Raw genomic sequence first — 18816 nt, forward strand, 5'->3', positions numbered from 1 at the left:
GACCAGACCAGACCAGACCAGACCAGACCAGACCAGCACCGTTCTGCTTTATAACCATCCTCTCTTCTTTTCCTGCTATTAATTTCCTTTTTGCTTTCTTGTATGAAACATTTTCAATTTCTGGCTGAAACCTCGACATTTTCACTGCATCACGCTATCTTCGGGCATCTGGATGTCTAAACGTATAAACGTATGTAGTGAGGAAGAGAGGCTATGCCAATTCGGGTGCCCGATGAATTACCAGCCGTAAACTGTTTACGCAACGAAAATGTGTTCGTTATGACCCATTCTCGCGCCAGCGTTCAGGAAATCCGACCGCTTAAGGTGCTGGTATTAAACCTGATGCCAAAAAAGATCGAGACGGAAAACCAGTTTTTACGTCTGCTCTCTAACTCCCCGTTACAGATAGATATTCAATTGCTGCGCATCGACAGCCGTGAATCCCGCAACACGCCAATGGAGCATCTCAATAACTTCTACTGCAACTTTGAAGATATCGAGCATGATAACTATGACGGACTCATCGTTACCGGCGCGCCTTTAGGGCTGGTAGATTTTCATGATGTCGCGTACTGGCCGCAAATAGAGCGTGTTTTGCACTGGGCGAAAGAACACGTCACTTCAACGTTATTTGTCTGTTGGGCGGTACAGGCGGCACTCAATATTCTGTACGGCATACCGAAACAGACCAGAGCGACGAAATTATCGGGCGTTTATGAACATCAGACGCTGCATCCTCACGCATTATTAACGCGTGGTTTTGATGACACCTTTCTTGCGCCGCACTCACGCTATGCTGATTTTCCTGCGCAGCTGATTCGGGATTACACCGATCTGGAGATCTTCGCCGAATCAGAGCAGGCCGGGCCTTATCTGTTGGGCAGTAAAGATAAACGGTTAGCCTTCGTTACCGGCCATCCTGAATATGATGCGCTTACCCTGGCCGGTGAATTCCAGCGCGACAGGGAAGCGGGGCTCAATCCGGTGGTTCCCTGGAACTATTTCCCACAGGACAATCCTGAACTGCCGCCGCGCGCCAGCTGGCGCAGCCATGGCAATTTGCTGTTTTCCAACTGGCTTAACTATTACGTTTACCAGATCACGCCATACGACTTACGTCGTATGAATCCCACGCTTGAGTAAAAGATAATATTCAGTGCATGAGTCGGATAAAAACTATGCCAGACTGTGCGGCAGACAGCAGACATAATAATCAGAACAGGTGAAGCAAGAGTGAGTAACAGAATCGACGCGCTGCATCAGCAGCTGGCGCAGCGCATTATGGTGCTGGATGGCGGAATGGGCACCATGATCCAGAGCTATCGACTGGAAGAGCAGGATTATCGGGGCGAGCGTTTCGCTGACTGGGCCAGCGATCTTAAAGGCAACAATGACCTGCTGGTACTGACCCAGCCAGACATTATTCGCGCTATCCATAATGCCTATCTTGAAGCTGGCGCTGACATTCTGGAAACCAACACTTTCAACGCGACCACCATTGCAATGGCGGACTACCATATGGAGTCGCTGTCGGCAGAGATTAACTACGAGGCGACAAAGCTGGCGCGCGCCTGCGCTGATGAGTGGAGTGCAAAGACGCCGCATCGCCCGCGCTACGTTGCTGGTGTGCTTGGCCCAACGAACCGCACCTGTTCCATTTCCCCTGATGTTAACGATCCCGCGTTCCGTAACGTTACCTTTAATCAGCTGGTGACGGCCTATCGTGAATCGACGCGCGCGCTGGTTGAAGGTGGCGCGGATATCATCATGATCGAAACCATCTTTGACACGTTGAACGCCAAAGCTGCTGTTTTCGCGATTCAAAGTGAATTTGAGGCGTTAGGGGTTACGCTGCCGCTGATGATTTCCGGCACCATTACCGATGCCTCTGGCCGCACGCTATCCGGCCAGACAACCGAAGCTTTTTACAACTCTTTGCGTCATGCGGAACCGCTCTCTTTTGGACTGAACTGTGCGCTGGGCCCGGATGAGTTGCGTCAGTACGTTGCGGAAATGTCGCGTCTGGCGGAATGCTACGTGACCGCCCATCCTAACGCTGGTTTACCCAACGCCTTTGGTGAATACGATCTGGACGCGCAAATCATGGCGGAGCAGATCGGCGAATGGGCGCAGGCCGGCTTTCTGAACATTGTCGGCGGCTGCTGCGGCACCACACCCGCGCACATTGCCGCTATCGCTCAGGCTGTAGAAGGCGTAGCGCCGCGTCAATTGCCAAAGGTTCCGGTTGCCTGTCGCCTTTCTGGTCTGGAGCCATTGAACATCGGCGCGGAAACGCTGTTTGTGAATGTCGGCGAACGTACCAACGTCACCGGTTCAGCAAAGTTTAAGCGGCTCATCAAAGAAGAGAAATACAGCGAAGCGCTGGATGTCGCGCGGCAGCAGGTTGAAAGCGGCGCGCAAATCATCGACATCAATATGGATGAAGGGATGCTCGACGCCGAGGCAGCGATGGTGCGCTTCCTGAATCTGATCGCTGGCGAGCCGGACATTGCGCGCGTGCCGATTATGATCGACTCCTCGAAATGGGAGGTGATTGAAAAAGGGCTGCAGTGCATTCAGGGCAAAGGTATCGTCAACTCTATCTCGATGAAAGAGGGCGTGGATGCCTTTATTCATCACGCACGGCTGGTGCGTCGCTATGGCGCGGCAGTGGTGGTAATGGCGTTTGATGAAGTGGGCCAGGCCGATACGCGCGCCCGTAAAATTGAAATCTGTCGGCGGGCGTATCGCATTCTCACGAAAGAGGTTGGCTTTCCGCCGGAAGACATTATTTTTGACCCAAACATTTTCGCCGTGGCGACCGGCATTGAGGAACATAACAACTACGCCATGGACTTTATCGGCGCCTGCGAGGACATCAAACGCGAGCTGCCACATGCGCTTATCTCTGGCGGCGTTTCCAACGTCTCCTTCTCTTTCCGCGGCAACGATCCGGTACGTGAAGCGATCCATGCCGTCTTCCTTTATTACGCCATTCGCAACGGCATGGATATGGGCATCGTTAACGCCGGTCAGCTGGCGATTTACGACGATCTGCCCGCCGAGCTACGCGATGCGGTAGAGGATGTCATTTTAAACCGGCGCGGCGACAGCACCGAGCGTCTGCTGGAACTGGCGGAAAAATATCGAGGCAGCAAGGCGGAAGATGACAGCACCAAACCGCAGGCGGAATGGCGCAGTTGGGATGTGGCGAAACGGCTGGAGTATTCGCTGGTTAAAGGCATTACTGAATTTATTGAAGAAGATACCGAAGCGGCGCGTCTGGCAGCGGATAAACCCATTGAAGTGATCGAAGGGCCGCTTATGGCGGGCATGAACGTCGTTGGCGATCTGTTCGGTGAAGGGAAAATGTTCCTGCCGCAGGTAGTGAAATCGGCGCGCGTAATGAAACAGGCGGTCGCCTGGCTGGAGCCTTATATTCAGGCCAGCAAAGCGGTCGGCAGCACCAACGGCAAAATCGTGCTGGCCACGGTAAAAGGCGACGTGCATGACATTGGCAAAAACATTGTTGGCGTCGTCTTGCAGTGTAATAACTACGAAATCATCGATCTTGGCGTGATGGTGCCAACGGAAAAAATCCTGAAAACCGCGCGCGATGAAAAGGCAGATATTATCGGCCTGTCGGGACTGATTACGCCGTCGCTGGATGAGATGGTCAACGTGGCAAAGGAGATGGAGCGCCAGGGCTTTACGCTGCCGCTGCTGATCGGTGGCGCTACCACCTCTAAAGCGCATACCGCCGTAAAAATCGAACAGAACTATAGCGGGCCAACGGTTTACGTGCAGAACGCTTCACGCACCGTTGGTGTGGTCTCCGCGCTGCTGTCGCCTGTGCAACACGATGAGTTTGTCGCGCGTACGCGCAAAGAGTATGAAACGGTACGCATTCAGCACGGCCGTAAAAAGCCGCGCACGCCGCCGGTTACCCTGCAGGCCGCGCGCGAAAATGATTTCGCCTTTGACTGGGAGCAGTACACGCCGCCGGTGGCGCATCGCCTGGGCGTAAGCGAAGTCAAAGCCTCGATTGATACGTTGCGTAATTACATCGACTGGACGCCGTTCTTTATGACCTGGTCGCTGGCGGGCAAATATCCGCGCATCCTTGAAGATGAGGTGGTTGGTGAAGAAGCGCAGCGCCTGTTTGCCGACGCCAATGCGATGTTGGATCGGCTCAGCGCCGACGGCAGCCTGACGCCACGCGGCGTGGTCGGCATTTTCCCGGCGAATCGCGTCGGTGACGATATTGAAATCTATCGGGACGAATCGCGTTCGCAGGTGATTGCCGTCAGCCATCATTTACGTCAGCAGACGGAGAAGGTGGGATTCGCCAACTACTGTCTGGCGGATTTTGTAGCGCCGAAGGCCAGAGGTAAAGCGGATTATCTCGGCGCGTTCGCCGTTACTGGCGGCCTGGAGGAGGATGCGCTGGCGGAAGCCTGGGATCGTCAGCATGATGATTACAACAAAATCATGGTAAAGGCCTTGGCCGATCGGCTGGCGGAAGCTTTTGCGGAATATCTGCATGAACGGGTGCGTAAAGTTATCTGGGGCTACGCTGCGAATGAAAACCTCAGTAACGAGGAACTGATCCGGGAAAACTATCAGGGAATCCGTCCGGCGCCAGGCTATCCAGCCTGCCCGGAACATACTGAAAAAGCCACTATCTGGCAGCTGCTGGATGTCGAGCGTCATACTGGCATGAAGCTGACTGAATCCTTCGCCATGTGGCCTGGCGCGTCGGTTTCCGGCTGGTATTTCAGCCATCCTGACAGCCGTTATTTCGCCGTGGCGCAGCTACAGCGCGATCAAATTGAGGATTACGCCGCGCGTAAAGGGATGACGGTCAGCGAAGTTGAGCGTTGGCTGGCACCTCACCTTGGCTATGACGCCGATTGATTTCTCTGGAAAAAGGGATAAATGCCAGCCGCAGGGCTGGCAACGATCGCCCTGGTGAAGCAGCATCGGATTAACGGATTAACGGACTAACAGGTAAACGGGTAAAGGGGTAAATGGACTAACGGCTAATGCTGCCTGATGTGCAGCGTGCCCGAACGTCGGAAACACTTATTCTTTTTTCGCCGGAAACTTGCCGCAGATAAAGCACAGCTGTGATCAACTTTACTTCCCGCCTGGATCTATTGGTCTACATTTAATAGGTTCGTCCCCGCATTAACTCACCTGAAAAATAAGCCAAAATATGCCCCAGCGAAGTACGCCGGGGAAAAGAACCGCTTCATTTGCTGCTTTTCCCGCCGGGCTGGCAGCAAAGGTTATTGCAGCCCGGCGTGAAGGAGCAGAAATCTGTGTTAATCCTGTTGAATCTACTTTCCGCTGTCGCGCTGCTGGTTTGGGGAACGCATATTGTGCGTACCGGGATCATGCGCGTGTACGGCGCCGATTTGCGGCGCGTTCTCAGCCGCAGCGTAGAAAAGAAACCGATGGCCTTTATCGCCGGGATTGGCGTGACGGCGTTGGTTCAGAGCAGCAACGCGACCACGCTGCTGGTCACCTCCTTTGTCGCACAGAACCTGGTCGGCCTGACGCCAGCGCTGGTGATTATTCTCGGTGCCGATGTCGGTACCGCAATCATGGCTCGCGTACTGACCTTCGATCTCTCCTGGCTGTCGCCGCTGCTGATCTTTCTGGGCGTGGCCTTTTTTCTTGGGCGAAAACAAACGCGAGCAGGACAGTTAGGTCGCGCCAGCATTGGTCTTGGCTTGATTTTGCTGGCGTTACAGCTGGTGGTGGAAGCGGCGCGCCCGATTACCGAAGCATCTGGCGTTCAGGTTATTTTCTCTTCGCTGACCGGCGATATTATGCTCGATGCGCTTATTGGCGCGGTATTTGCCATTATCAGTTATTCCAGCCTGGCGGCGGTGTTGTTGACGGCAACGCTGACGGCGACCGGCGTTATCTCTTTTCAGGTTGCGCTCTGCCTGGTGATTGGTGCCAACCTCGGCAGCGGGCTACTGGCGATGCTGAACAACAGCGGATCCAACGCGGCGGGCAAACGCGTGGCCCTTGGCAGTCTGTTGTTTAAAGCAATTGGCTGTGTGCTGGTGCTGCCGTTTATTCATGTGCTGTCGCCGTGGCTGGATAAGTTACCGGTACAGGATCAAGAACTGGTGATCTTCTTCCACGTTTTCTACAACCTGATCCGCTGTCTGGTTATGGTGCCATTTGCCGAACCGATGGCGCGGCTGTGCAAAAGGCTGATCCGCGACGATCAGGAAAACGATACGCGCCTCAAGCCAAAACACCTCGACCGCAGCGCGCTGGATACGCCTGCGCTGGCGTTAGCTAACGCGGCGCGCGAAACGCTGCGCATGGGCGACGTGCTGGAGATGATGCTGGATAACTTTAACAAAGTGATGCACGGCGAGCCGCGTCAGGAGCGCGAGGTACGGCGGCTGGATGATGATGTGGACGTGCTGTATACCGCCATCAAGCTCTATCTGGCGCGCATGCCGAAGGAAGATTTGCCGGAGGAGGATTCACGCCGTTGGGCGGAGATTATCGAAACGGCGCTTAATCTTGAGCAGGCGGGCGATATTATCGAACGTATGAGCGGCGACGTAGCTGACAAATCGTTGGCTGCGCGTCGCGCCTTCTCGCCGGAGGGACTGAGATCGCTGGAGCAGCTGCAGGAACAATTGCTGAATAACCTGCGGCTGGCGCTGTCGGTCTTTTTGTCACGGGATATCGCCAGCGCAAAGCGCCTGCGCCGCGCCAAACATCGCTTTCGCATTATGAATCGTCGCTTTTCCCATGAGCATGTCGAACGGCTGCATCAGAAAAACGTGCAAAGTATTGAAACCAGCTCGCTGCATTTGGGACTGCTGGGCGATATGAAAAGGCTGAACTCGCTGTTCTGCGCTGTAGCCTACAGCGTACTGGAACAGCCGGATGATGAGCGGGACAAAGAGTGAAAAGCGGCCAGCCTGCGCGGCTGGCCGTCTCTGTTATTTTTTATCGACCGGTTTGCCGGACCAGTAACCCGCCAGCAGCGAGCCGGACAGGTTATGCCAGACGGAAAATAGCGCGCCGGGCAGCGCCGCGAGCGGAGAGAAGTAAAGCTTGCCCAGCGTGGCTGCCAGCCCGGAATTCTGCATGCCGACCTCCAGCGCCAGCGTGCGGCAGGTTGACTCATCAAAGCCGAACAGCTTGCCGCCCCAGTATCCGCCCAACAGACCAATGGCGTTATGGAGAATAACCGCGGCAATCACCACCAGACCCACCGAACCGATAAAGCTCTGGCTACCGGCCACCACGGCACTGATGATCAGCAGAATACAGATCATGGAAAATGCGGGCAGCCAGGGTTCGATGCGCTTCACCACGCGGTTCATGCTGTGATGCACAATCAGCCCCAGGCCAATAGGGATCACTACGATTTTAATAATGCTCAGCAGCATCCCGACCACGTCTACTTCAACGTGCGTATCCACATAAAAACGCGTCAGCAGCGGCGTGGCAAACACGCCAACCAGCGCTGACACCGAAGAGATGGTAACCGACAGCGCCACGTCGCCCTTGGCCAGATAGATCATCACGTTGGACGCGGTACCGCTGGCTACGCTGCCGACCAGAATCATGCCGGCTGCCAGATCGGGCGGCATCTGAAACAACTTCGCCAGCAGCCAGGCGGCCAGCGGCATCACCAGATAATGCAAAAAAGTGCCGGCGATGACCGGAGCCGGACGCACCAGCACGCGTTTAAAGTCATCAATATGCAGGGTGACGCCCATGCCGAACATAATCAGCATCAGCAGCCAAGAGACCCAGGGGCCGATGCCAGTAAACGTGCCGGGAGAGAAATAGGCCGCCACGGAGAGCAAAATAGCCCATACCGGGAACAGCCGGGTGATTTTGGCGAGCATAGCCAGACTTCCTTATTAGAATGTAATGTTGGTTTGCCAATAGACAGTTCGCCTTAAGCCCGGAACCTGAGCAAAAAGCGAACGGAAAATCATAGCATTACGGTCGTCTGGGTAAAGGGGCGACAGAACGCCGCCCGAAAAAGAGGATTTATTCCTTCGTTTGCAGCAGTCCGCGGTACAGCAGACCGCCAACCACGCCGCCAGCCAGCGGGATTAACCAGAACATCCAGAGCTGATTCAGCGCCCAGTCGCCCTGGAAAAGCGCGACGCCGGTACTGCGCGCCGGATTAACCGAGGTATTGGTCACCGGGATTGAGATGAGATGAATTAAGGTTAATGCCAGGCCGATAGCTATTGGCGCAAAGCCCGCAGGCGCACGTTTATCGGTCGCGCCCATAATAACAATCAGGAAAATCGCGGTCAGCACCGCCTCGATCAGCATACAGGCTTCCAGTGAGTAGCCACCCGGGGAATGTTCGCCGTAACCGTTGGCGGCAAAGCCGCTCGCGACCGCATCGAAACCAGGCTTACCGCTGGCGACCAGATAGAGGACGCAGCTTGCCGCAATCGCGCCCAGCACCTGAGCGGCAATATAAGGAATAACCTGCGCCAGGCTGAAACGGCCGCCCGCCCACAGACCCAGCGTGACCGCCGGATTAAAATGACCGCCTGAAATATGGCCTACCGCGTAAGCCATCGTCAGCACGGTTAAACCAAACGCCAGCGCCACGCCGGTAAAACCGATCCCTAATTCCGGCCAGCCTGCCGCCAGCACCGCACTTCCGCATCCCCCTAATACCAAAACAAATGTTCCCAAAAATTCCGCCATTAATTTACGCATGTAAAAACCTCACTCTTATTATGTTTAAGCGAGGCGCATTATCTTTTTCTGCAATAAGTCTGCAATCGCTAAAACGCGTTAACAGCACCTGCATCAATATATGGCTAATATTCGAGACAGGTCCTGTAAGAAACGTCGCAAGCAAAGCGGGGCGGGAGAAGCAATACGTGCAGGTGAACAACAAAATGCCGGGCTTTTGGCCCGGCATTAATTCACTATTTTAAGCGATTATAGCGCCGCGTGTGCGCAACCTGAGTCAGCATTTGAACAGATTATGGTGCAGCGTACGCACCACCTGTTCGGCATCGTTGCCGGGCACTAAAAAGCAGAGATTGTAGCTGCTGGCGCCGTAACAGATCATGCGCAGATTGAAAGGTTCCAGCACGCCGAATACCTCTTTTCCCACGCCGCACGCCTGCGACAGCTTATTGCCAATGAGCGCGATCAGCGCCAGGTTCTCTTCCACTTCAACCCGACAGAGCGAGGAAAGTTCGGTCAGTAGCGCCTGCGTCAACAGGCTGTCGCCGGTGGAGGTTGAGCCGGTAGTATCCAGCGTCAGCGCCACGCTGACTTCAGACGTGGTAATCAGATCGACCGAAATATGATGGCGCGCCAGAATGGCAAACACCTCGGCCAGAAAGCCACGCGCATGCAGCATATTCAGGCTGTGTAAGGTCAGCAGCGTCTGTTTGCGGCGTAGCGCCAGCGCCCTGAACAGCGGAGGATTTTCCGTTTCATTACAGACCAGCGTTCCACCTGCTGCCGGATCCTTGCTGGAGCCGACAAACACCGGAATATCATTACGTACCGCAGGCAGCAGCGTGGCCGGATGCAACACTTTCGCGCCAAAGGTCGCCATCTCCGCTGCTTCTTCAAAAGTAATTTTATCGATGCGCTGCGCCGCCGGAACGATACGCGGATCGGTGGTGTAAATACCCGGCACGTCGGTCCAGATATCAATACGCTGGGCCTGCAACGCCTCGCCCAACAGCGCGGCGGTATAATCGCTGCCGCCGCGACCCAGCGTCGTAGTGCGGCCGTTGGCTTCGCTGCCGATAAAGCCCTGGGTGATGATCAGCGCCTTTTCCAGCCGGGGACGCAGTTGCTGTTGGCTCAGTTCGGCCAGCGCGCTCACGTCCGGTTCGGCGCGGCCAAAACGATCGTTGGTGCGCATAATTTTGCGCACGTCGAACCATTCGGCCGCGACATGACGTTCACGCAGAATTTCGACAAACAGCAGGGAGGACATCAGCTCGCCATGGCTAACCAGCTCATCGGTCAACGCCGCTGAAGGGTTAAGCGCCGCCGTTTCCGCCAGCATGGCAATATTTTCCAGCATGCGGTCGATCTCTTCGCGGATCACTTCCGGCTGCTGCAGGCGATCGACAATGGCGTACTGAATAGTACGAATGTCATTGAGCAGGGCATCGCGCTGCGGCGGCTGGTGGCCTTCGGCCAGCGCCACCAGCAAATTAGTGATGCCAGCGGAGGCGGACAGCACCACCAGACGCACATTAGCATTGGACAGCACCACATCGGCGCTACGGTTCATCGCGGTAAAGTCGGCGACGCTGGTGCCGCCGAATTTGGCGACTATCACTTCAGATTGCAACATAGATACCCCGTGTCAGGTTAAATTCCATCAGCCTTGGCACAAGGGAAGAGCAGAAACGGGGCAGACGTAGAGAGGACAACTACGATCACCCAGAAGCGCCCCACCTTGCGGCGCGTCCGACTGTCGCACGCGCCTGGTGACAACCCAGGGGATTCAGCCCCTGTAGTCGACATTTTTTCTGCCGTGGAAAAAACGCCTCGGCGTCGCTCCCCCTGATGTGTCTTCACCGGATACGGCTCCTCTGACACACTACCTGGGCGACGCGCCTCTTCTGGCCTGCGCACTGCTGCGCAAGTAACCGCTTACAAATATCGGGTTCTCGCGCCGCTGTCAACGGCTGGCATTTGAAGAATTCTCATTTTGTACCAGCGCAATCAGCGTACAGGGCGCCTCTGGCGGCGCCGAATTGCCTAAAATCTCCAGCTTTCCGCTCTCTTTTAACGCAAACAGCGGAATTACGCCGGGATGCTTTTCCAGATAATCGAGCCAGCCAAAATTTTCCGTCAGCTGGGTGGCTTTGATAATGGCGCCCTTTGCCAACAGCGCGCTGAGGTGGGAATAGGTTTGCTCGGCGCCGAAGAGAGTTTCATGGCGGCGGAAACGCGGGCTTTCGGTATCGCGCCGGCCCGCCAGCGTAGAGCCGGAACGGATAGAGGCGACTTTGCCCGCGCCGAAAATATGGCTGAAGTGATAAACGCCCAGCGCGTTTTGATGGCGATTCGGCGAAAGCGCCAGTACCTGGGCAATATCGCTCAGATCAAGGTAGTTCTCCGCATGTTCCGACCAGGCATTGCCGTAATAAGCTGGGATGCCGTCCATGCGCGCCTGACGATAATATTCCCAACTGCTGTCGGTGAGCATCACCGGAATATTGAGCCGCTGAAGCGCCAGCGCCAGCGCGCGCGCCACGGCGTTAGCGCCGATAATCAGCACGCCGCGCGGTTTTTGTTGCTGAACGCGCAACCAGCGGGCAAAGGGCGCGCTGGTCAGGCTCTGCAATACCACGGTGCCGATAATTATCGCAAACACCACCGTGACCAGACGATCCGCCTGCTGATAGCCGCTGCGCGCCAGCGTCAGGGCAAACAGCGAACTCACCGCCGCCGCCACAATGCCGCGCGGCGCAATCCAGCTCAACAGCACGCGGTCGCGCCAGTGCAGCGATAAGCCCCAGGTCGAAAAGGCGATACAGAGCGGCCGGGCGATAAACTGTACCACCAGCAGTACCGCTATCAGCGGCCAGCCCAGCGCCAGCAGCGCATGAATATCGAGCCGCGCGGCCAGAATAATAAACAGGCCGGAAATCAGCAGCGCCGACAGCTCCTCTTTAAAGGCGATAATGTCGCGTAAATCGACGTCGCGCATATTCGCCAGCCAGATGCCCATCACGGTTACGGTCAGCAAGCCTGATTCGTCCGCCAGCGCATTAGAAACGCCGAAGGTAGTCAGCACAATCGCCAGCACGCCAAAATTTTGCAGGTAGCCCGGCAGCCAGACGCGTTTTAGCGCCACGCCCAACAGCCAGCCGGCCAGCGCGCCGACGCTCAATCCGACTGCCGCCGTTACGCCTAGCGTCCAGAGCAAATGCGATAACGATTCAGCATGCTGACGCAGCACAATGAATTCAAATACCAGCAGGGTAAAAATAGCGCCCACTGGATCGATGACGATGCCTTCCCAGCGCAGAACCTGATTAATCGCGGCATTGGGGCGCACGACGCGCATTAGCGGTGCAATCACCGTTGGGCCGGTAACCACCGTTACCGCGCCAACCAGCGCCGCCAGTTCCGGCGGAAAATCCAGCAGCAGCCAGCAGGCGAGGCTGATAATGACAAAAGTGATCGGCATCCCAATGACTATCAGGTTGCGCACCACGCCGCCGAGACCGCGAATTTCATCGATGCGCAGCGTTAGCGCGCCTTCGAAAAGAATAATGGCGACCGACAGCGAAACCAGCGGGAACAGTAGATCGCCGAACAGCGCATCAGGCTGCAAAACATGGGTTATCGGGCCCAGTATGATTCCGAAAACCAACAGCGGTAAAATCGCTGGAAGCCGCAGTAACCAGGCGATCCACTGGGCTATCAGCGAGCTGAAGCCAATGATCACCAGTAATAACGGAGCAGAGAGCGGCATAAAAATTTTTCCTTTCAAGGGTAAGAATCGTCATACTGAAATACCTGGCGGCCATCATTGCCGCAGCCTGAATTATAATGAGTCCCGGGCAAAGGGTGAGAAAATGCCAGCGAGCGCTCACCGCTTCGATAGTCGTAACCTGTTGCAGGAAAAGGAAAGTGAGTCACGGTCAACAGGTAAGATGACGTCCGGTCAGAATTACGGTTGTTAAAACATAAGAGTGTTGCCATGAAAAATATCAATCCGACGCAAACCGCTGCCTGGCAGGCCTTGCAGCAGCATTACGAACAGATGAAAGATGTGCGCATTGCTGACCTGTTTGCCAAAGACAGCGATCGTTTTGCGAAATTCTCCGCCACCTTTGACGACCAGATGCTGGTGGATTTCTCAAAAAACCGCATCACTTCTGAAACCCTGGAAAAGCTACAGGCGCTGGCGAAAGAAACTGACCTGGCGGGCGCGATTAAGTCGATGTTCTCCGGCGAGAAGATCAACCGCACGGAAGATCGCGCGGTGCTGCACATCGCGCTGCGTAACCGTAGCAACACGCCAATTCTGGTTGACGGCAAAGATGTGATGCCGGAAGTGAACGCGGTGCTGGAGAAGATGAAATCCTTCTCTGAGCGCATCATCGGCGGCGAGTGGAAAGGTTACACCGGCAAGCCGATTACCGACGTGGTTAACATCGGTATCGGCGGTTCCGACCTCGGCCCGTACATGGTGACCGAAGCGCTGCGCCCGTACAAAAACCATCTGAACATGCACTTTGTTTCCAACGTTGACGGCACCCATATCGCCGAAACGCTGAAAAAAGTCAGCCCGGAAACCACGCTGTTCCTGGTGGCGTCAAAAACCTTCACCACCCAGGAAACCATGACCAACGCCCACAGCGCGCGCGACTGGTTCCTGAAAGCGGCGGGCGATGAGCAGCATGTAGCGAAACACTTTGCCGCGCTTTCCACCAATGCCAAAGAAGTGACTAAATTTGGTATCGATACCGCCAACATGTTTGAGTTCTGGGACTGGGTTGGCGGCCGTTATTCTCTGTGGTCGGCGATTGGTCTGTCCATCATCCTGTCCGTAGGCTTTGACAATTTCGTGCAGCTGCTGAGCGGCGCGCATGCGATGGATAAGCACTTCGCAGAAACTCCGGCGGAACAGAACTTGCCGGTACTGCTGGCGCTGATCGGCATCTGGTACAACAACTTCTTCGGTGCCGAAACCGAAGCGATCCTGCCGTATGACCAGTATATGCACCGCTTTGCTGCTTATTTCCAGCAGGGCAACATGGAGTCCAACGGTAAGTATGTCGATCGCAACGGCAATCCGGTTGATTACCAGACTGGCCCGATTATCTGGGGCGAGCCGGGCACCAACGGTCAGCATGCGTTCTATCAGCTGATCCATCAGGGCACCAAGCTGATCCCGTGCGACTTTATCGCGCCGGCCATCACCCATAACCAGCTGGGCGATCATCACGCGAAACTGCTCTCTAACTTCTTCGCGCAGACCGAAGCGCTGGCGTTCGGTAAATCACGTGAAGTGGTCGAAAAAGAGTTTGCCGATGCCGGTAAAGATGCCAAATCCGTAGAACACGTCGCGCCGTTTAAAGTGTTTGAGGGCAACCGTCCGACAAACTCCATTCTGCTGCGTGAAATTACGCCGTACAGCCTGGGTGCGCTGATTGCACTGTATGAACACAAAATCTTCACGCAGGGCGCAATCCTCAACATCTTCACCTTCGATCAGTGGGGCGTTGAGCTGGGCAAACAGCTGGCTAACCGTATCCTGCCTGAGCTGGAAGGCGCAGAGAAAGTCACCAGCCATGACAGTTCGACTAATGGTCTGATCAATCTCTACAAAGCCTGGCGTTAAGCGAAGCCGGTCTAAAACAGGGCGCCCTGCGGGGCGCCTTTTTTATGAGGTGGTCAAAGAGGCTATTATCAGAAACTATTTTTGCGACTGCTGTGGCGTTTTCGTTGCTGAATAGTAGCGAAACTGATTATTTTGCTCTAAGCATTTTCTTAAAATGTCGATTAGCGCCGAAAATTAACGCAGGATTAGTCCTAAACGGCTCTGGTTAAAATTGGGTCTAAAAAGAAAGAGTTAACAACTTAATTATTTGAAAATAAAACATAATAATGAAATTAATAGTTTAAAAATTACTTTATTAGGTTAATATTCATTCAAAAATCATATGAAATTAAAATAATCTAATTTTCCTCATTTAATTGGCATTATATTTTATTAATTTGATGTTATTTAGTTTTAAAAAGAACAAATATTTATTTTATCCAGCATAAAACACCACAAAAAACGTCCTGCCTGCTGCCCTCTTTATATCCTGATTTCTGGTAATTTGTTGCCCTATACTGGAGCCGCCTGAAACCATCCAGGCAGATAATCCATTCATTTCATGAAGGAAACTTCAGTATGAAAAAAATCGTTTGTGCCACAGCGGCTGCGCTGTTTCTGGCCTCAGGTTCGGCTGCATTTGCCGCTCCGGTTGAAGCTGGTGCCGCAGCGGGTGCTGAAGCGGGAGCTATCTCCGCCGGCAGCACCACCGCCGTGGGTATCGGCGCCGTCGGCGCGCTGTTAGGTGTCGGTTTAGCGGCATCCGGCGGCGGCGATGGAACCAATACCGGTACCACCACCACGACAACGACCAGTACCACCCGCTAAGGCGGTTTTTAATCATAACCACACGCCCGTGTGGTTATTTTCTGATTTGGCAGACTTCACACAGGGATACACAGGTGCGCCATATTCCATTGCTGTTTCTTTGCCTGCTGCTGCAAGCGTGTACAACAACGCAACAGGGGCTGGTTGATACCGCGAAGCTGGCGGTCATGGGCCCGGACGATGTGACCGTTGCGGATGAAGAGATAGCCTCCTTACCGTACGCCAGCATGTATTTACGCATTAATGACGGTCAGCGCATCTTCCTGGTGCTGGGCTATGCCGAAAACGGCCAGCAAAAATGGATAACGCAGGATCGGGCGATGCTGGTAACGCAAAACGGGCGTCTGGTTAAAACTCTGGGGCTGAGCGATCACCTGCTGGAAGTGAGTAATCTGGCGCAGGACCCGCTGGCGCATCCGCTGCAACTTCGTGATGACGCAGGCTGGACGCGCATAATGAGCTGGACGGAAAACGGTCAACTGCGTTCGGCCACGCTCACTTCGCGCTTCAGTCGTGGTCGGGATGAGGTGCTGAAACTTGGCGGCCATGAGATTGCCTGCCGCGTCTGGCATGAAACCATCACCAGCGCGGCAAACGGTGCCGAATGGCAAAACACCTTCTGGATTGACGCCCTGAGCGGCGAAATCCGTCAGAGCGCGCAGCGGGTGGGAGCGGATACGCTGCCGGTTGAAATCACCATTCTGAAGCCAGCCAAATCATGAAAAAGATGCACTTTTTAGCGGGCCTGGTTGCCTGCCTGTCATTTAACGCGCTGGCGGATAGCCAGGTTACCGTTTACTACCCTGATTCAGCGCAAACAGCCGTGGTCAGCCATGCGCAGACGCTGTCGCAGCTGCTTGCCAGTCCGGCGTTGGCGAATCGTAGCTGGTGGCCCGGCACGGTTATTGCGGAGCCGCTGGCGACGGCAGCGGCGCAACAGCAGTACCAGCAAACGCTGGCGCGGTTGCGCGCCTGGACAGCCAGCGAGGAGGGCGAGCGGGCGGCGGCGATCAATGCCGTTATTCAGCAGCTGACGCCGGTGCGGGTGACCGGACGGCAGTTCACCTCGCTCGATCCTGACTGGATCCGCCTGCGCCCTGAAGCGAATCGTCGGCTGGAGGGAGAATACAGCCTGTATACCCTGCAACGGCCCGACAGCATTATGTTGCTGGGCGCTATCGCCGGTAGTGGCAAAGCTGCATGGCAACCGGGGCGCGATACGCGTGATTATCTGGCCGGTCATGCACGTCTGAGCGGCGCGGAACGCAATATCGCGATCGTTATCGCGCCTGACGGATCTACTCAGGAAGCGCCGGTCGCTTACTGGAACCATCGTCACGTGGAAGTCGCGCCGGGCAGCATCATTTACCTCGGCTTTTCTTCCTGGGCGCTGCCGGACGAATACCGTGACCTTAACCAGCAAATCATCTCTGTTTTGACGCACCGGATCCCTGACTGATGAAAACAAAAATGCTTCTCAGCCTGCTCGCTGTGTCCGTCGCGTCTGCCTGTCAGGCTCAGGCGGCGACCTGGGGCGAACCCATTGGCCCGTCACAATCAGATTTCGGCGGCGTCGGCCTGATGCAGGTGCCAACGGCGCGCATGGCGAAAGAGGGCGAATTCAGCCTTAACTACCGTGATAACGATCAGTATCGTTTCTATTCCGCATCGCTGATGCTGTTTCCCTGGCTGGAAACTACCGTGCGCTATACCGATGTACGCACGCGCCTTTACAGCCGGGTTGAAGGCTTTAGCGGTGATCAAAGCTATAAAGACAAAGCCTTCGATCTGAAGCTGCGGCTGTGGCAGGAAGGCTACTGGCTGCCGGAAGTGGCCGTAGGAACGCGCGATCTGGGCGGGACCGGACTGTTCGACAGCGAATATCTGGTCGCCACCAAAGCCTGGGGACCGCTCGATTTTACGCTGGGAATCGGCTGGGGCTACCTTGGCAACAGCGGTAATATCAAAAACCCGTTCTGCTCTTATGACGATAAATTCTGTCATCGTCGTACCGGTTTCGGATCGGCGGGATCGGTAAACGGCGACGATCTCTTTAAAGGCCCGGCATCGATCTTCGGCGGTATCGAATACCAGACGCCGTGGCAGCCGCTGCGTCTGAAACTGGAGTATGAAGGCAACGATTATCAGGGCGACTATGCCGGCCGTCTGGAACAGCGTAGCAAGGTCAACGTGGGGGCGATTTATCGTCTGACCGACTGGGCCGACATTAATGCCAGCTACGAGCGCGGCAATACCTTCACCTTCGGCTTTACGCTGCGCACCAATTTCAATGCGCTGCATACCAACCATCTCGACAGTAAAAAACCGAGCTATCAGCCTAATCCGCAGCCGGAAATCCTGCAGCATACGGTAGCGGCCAACCAGCTGACGCAGCTGAAATATAACGCCGGGCTGGATGCGCCAAATCTGCAGGTTAAAGATCGCACGCTCTACGTGACCGGTGAGCAATATAAGTACCGCGATACGCAGGAAGGCGTTGACCGCGCAAATATCATTTTGATGAATAACCTGCCGGAGAATATCGATACGTTGCGCGTTACCCAAACGCGCTACAACCTGCCGCAGGTCACCACCGAAACCCGCGTTAGCAGCCTGCGCCAGCAGCTGGAAGGCTATCCGCTGGGGCACGAGCAGCCGCTGGAACAGCGCCGCATCGATCCGGTCGATCCGGGCAAAACCGAGCAGGGTTACTATATCGAAAAAGGGCGCTTCAGCTACGGCCTCTCGCCGGTACTGAATCAGTCGGTCGGCGGCCCGGAAAGCTTTTATATGTATCAGGCGGGCGTCAACGCCAATGCCGATTACTGGCTGACGCAGCATCTGCTGGTGGGCGGCGGCGTGTTTGCCAACCTCGCCAACAACTACGACAAATTCAACTACGACGGTCGCCCAATCGACTCCTCGCTACCGCGCGTGCGCACCCATATCCGCGACTATGTGAAAAATAACGTCTACGTGAATAACCTACAGGCGAACTGGTTCCAGTCATTTGGCAACGGCTTTTATGGTCAGATGTACGGTGGTTATCTGGAGACGATGTACGGCGGCGTGGGCGCTGAAGTGCTGTACCGTCCGCTCGATGCCAGCTGGGCAGTGGGCGTCGATGCCAACTACGTGAAGCAGCGTGACTGGGACAACATGATGAAGTTCACCAACTACAAGGTGCCGACCGGTCATCTGACCGCTACTGGCAGCCGTGGTTTATGAACAACGTGCTGGTGAAAATGAGCGTCGGCGAATACCTGGCGAAAGATAAGGGCGGTACCATCGACGTCTCGAAACGCTTCGACAGCGGCGTAACCGTCGGCGCGTACGCCACCTTAACCAACGTCTCCGGCGATGAGTATGGCGAAGGTGACTTTACCAAAGGTTTTTATATTTCGGTGCCGATGGATCTGTTCACTGTCACCCATAACCGTGGCCGCGCTCAGGTTAACTGGACACCGCTGACGCGCGACGGCGGCCAGATGCTGGGCCGTAAATATCAGCTGTACGATATGACCAGCGATCGCGATATTCATTTCCGCTAACCGCATCATTGCTTATCATTTGCTCAACGCCCTGGCTTTTGTCAGGGCGTTTTTTTTACGCTGGCTATACTGTGATCCTGGTCACATTCT

General features: G+C 55.2%; 11 protein-coding genes, 1 pseudogene and 1 riboswitch. Of the genes and pseudogenes, 8 read left to right on the forward strand and 4 right to left on the reverse strand.

Translation table 11 applies throughout. The features are described from left to right. The first annotated feature begins 213 nt into the window (after positions 1 to 213). The 3 genes from metA (at position 214) to P3C52_RS14540 (ending at position 6950) form a co-directional block, all read left to right on the forward strand. Positions 214 to 1143: a homoserine O-succinyltransferase gene (gene metA, locus P3C52_RS14530; RefSeq protein ID WP_275555690.1), complete on the forward strand. Its 930-nt coding sequence runs from the start codon at positions 214 to 216 to the stop codon at positions 1141 to 1143. A 90-nt stretch (positions 1144 to 1233) separates the two neighbouring features. After that, positions 1234 to 4917, forward strand: coding sequence for a methionine synthase (gene metH / locus P3C52_RS14535; RefSeq protein ID WP_275555691.1), 3684 nt, complete (start codon positions 1234 to 1236; stop codon positions 4915 to 4917). 407 nt (positions 4918 to 5324) lie between these two features. Next, positions 5325 to 6950 (forward strand): Na/Pi cotransporter family protein, encoded by a 1626-nt coding sequence (locus P3C52_RS14540; protein WP_275555692.1) that lies wholly within the window; start codon positions 5325 to 5327, stop codon positions 6948 to 6950. 33 nt (positions 6951 to 6983) lie between these two features. On the opposite strand, the gene panS is transcribed toward P3C52_RS14540, so the two are convergent. The 4 genes from panS to P3C52_RS14560 all read right to left on the reverse strand — a co-directional run bounded on the left by panS (position 6984) and on the right by P3C52_RS14560 (position 12493). Continuing rightward, positions 6984 to 7901, reverse strand: coding sequence for a ketopantoate/pantoate/pantothenate transporter PanS (gene panS / locus P3C52_RS14545; protein WP_275555693.1), 918 nt, complete (start codon positions 7899 to 7901; stop codon positions 6984 to 6986). Between the two features lie 148 nt (positions 7902 to 8049). Next, positions 8050 to 8742, reverse strand: coding sequence for an aquaporin Z (gene aqpZ / locus P3C52_RS14550; protein WP_275555694.1), 693 nt, complete (start codon positions 8740 to 8742; stop codon positions 8050 to 8052). A 256-nt stretch (positions 8743 to 8998) separates the two neighbouring features. Continuing rightward, positions 8999 to 10354, reverse strand: coding sequence for a lysine-sensitive aspartokinase 3 (gene lysC, locus P3C52_RS14555; RefSeq protein WP_275555739.1), 1356 nt, complete (start codon positions 10352 to 10354; stop codon positions 8999 to 9001). A gap of 88 nt (positions 10355 to 10442) precedes the next feature. Further along, positions 10443 to 10636: riboswitch (Lysine riboswitch) on the reverse strand. Positions 10637 to 10687: 51 nt separating this feature from the next. Next, positions 10688 to 12493, reverse strand: coding sequence for a sodium:proton antiporter (locus P3C52_RS14560; protein WP_275555695.1), 1806 nt, complete (start codon positions 12491 to 12493; stop codon positions 10688 to 10690). 228 nt (positions 12494 to 12721) lie between these two features. On the opposite strand from P3C52_RS14560, the gene pgi reads away from it, so the two are divergent. The 5 genes and pseudogenes from pgi (at position 12722) to P3C52_RS14585 (ending at position 18726) form a co-directional block, all read left to right on the forward strand. Further along, complete coding sequence (gene pgi / locus P3C52_RS14565) at positions 12722 to 14368, forward strand: glucose-6-phosphate isomerase (RefSeq protein ID WP_275555696.1); 1647 nt, start codon at positions 12722 to 12724, stop codon at positions 14366 to 14368. Between the two features lie 558 nt (positions 14369 to 14926). Continuing rightward, the gene (gene yjbE / locus P3C52_RS14570; protein WP_275555697.1) at positions 14927 to 15175 is read left to right on the forward strand and encodes an exopolysaccharide production protein YjbE; all 249 of its coding nucleotides are present in this window, start codon (positions 14927 to 14929) and stop codon (positions 15173 to 15175) included. Between the two features lie 74 nt (positions 15176 to 15249). Continuing rightward, positions 15250 to 15897 carry a YjbF family lipoprotein gene (locus P3C52_RS14575; RefSeq protein WP_275555698.1) on the forward strand — a complete coding sequence of 216 codons (648 nt, stop codon included), beginning with the start codon at positions 15250 to 15252 and terminating at the stop codon, positions 15895 to 15897. Beyond that, positions 15894 to 16634, forward strand: a complete 741-nt coding sequence (locus P3C52_RS14580) for a capsule biosynthesis GfcC D2 domain-containing protein (RefSeq protein WP_275555699.1) — start codon at positions 15894 to 15896, stop codon at positions 16632 to 16634. Before P3C52_RS14575 ends, P3C52_RS14580 begins: the two co-directional genes overlap by 4 nt. Further along, a pseudogene (locus tag P3C52_RS14585) lies at positions 16634 to 18726 on the forward strand (YjbH domain-containing protein). Before P3C52_RS14580 ends, P3C52_RS14585 begins: the two are co-directional and overlap by 1 nt. Positions 18727 to 18816 lie beyond the last annotated feature (90 nt).

This window comes from Mixta sp. Marseille-Q2659, assembly GCF_940807255.1.
Taxonomy (GTDB): domain Bacteria; phylum Pseudomonadota; class Gammaproteobacteria; order Enterobacterales; family Enterobacteriaceae; genus Mixta.

What these genes read in the sequence shown, in the direction of transcription:
- pgi (WP_275555696.1), top strand. Translation starts at nt 12,722, where the DNA reads ATGAAAAATATCAATCCGACGCAAACCGCTGCCTGGCAGGCCTTGCAG.
- P3C52_RS14580 (WP_275555699.1), top strand. Translation starts at nt 15,894, where the DNA reads ATGAAAAAGATGCACTTTTTAGCGGGCCTGGTTGCCTGCCTGTCATTT.
- metA (WP_275555690.1), top strand. Translation starts at nt 214, where the DNA reads ATGCCAATTCGGGTGCCCGATGAATTACCAGCCGTAAACTGTTTACGC.
- aqpZ (WP_275555694.1), bottom strand. Translation starts at nt 8,742, where the DNA reads ATGCGTAAATTAATGGCGGAATTTTTGGGAACATTTGTTTTGGTATTA.
- yjbE (WP_275555697.1), top strand. Translation starts at nt 14,927, where the DNA reads ATGAAAAAAATCGTTTGTGCCACAGCGGCTGCGCTGTTTCTGGCCTCA.
- panS (WP_275555693.1), bottom strand. Translation starts at nt 7,901, where the DNA reads ATGCTCGCCAAAATCACCCGGCTGTTCCCGGTATGGGCTATTTTGCTC.
- P3C52_RS14560 (WP_275555695.1), bottom strand. Translation starts at nt 12,493, where the DNA reads ATGCCGCTCTCTGCTCCGTTATTACTGGTGATCATTGGCTTCAGCTCG.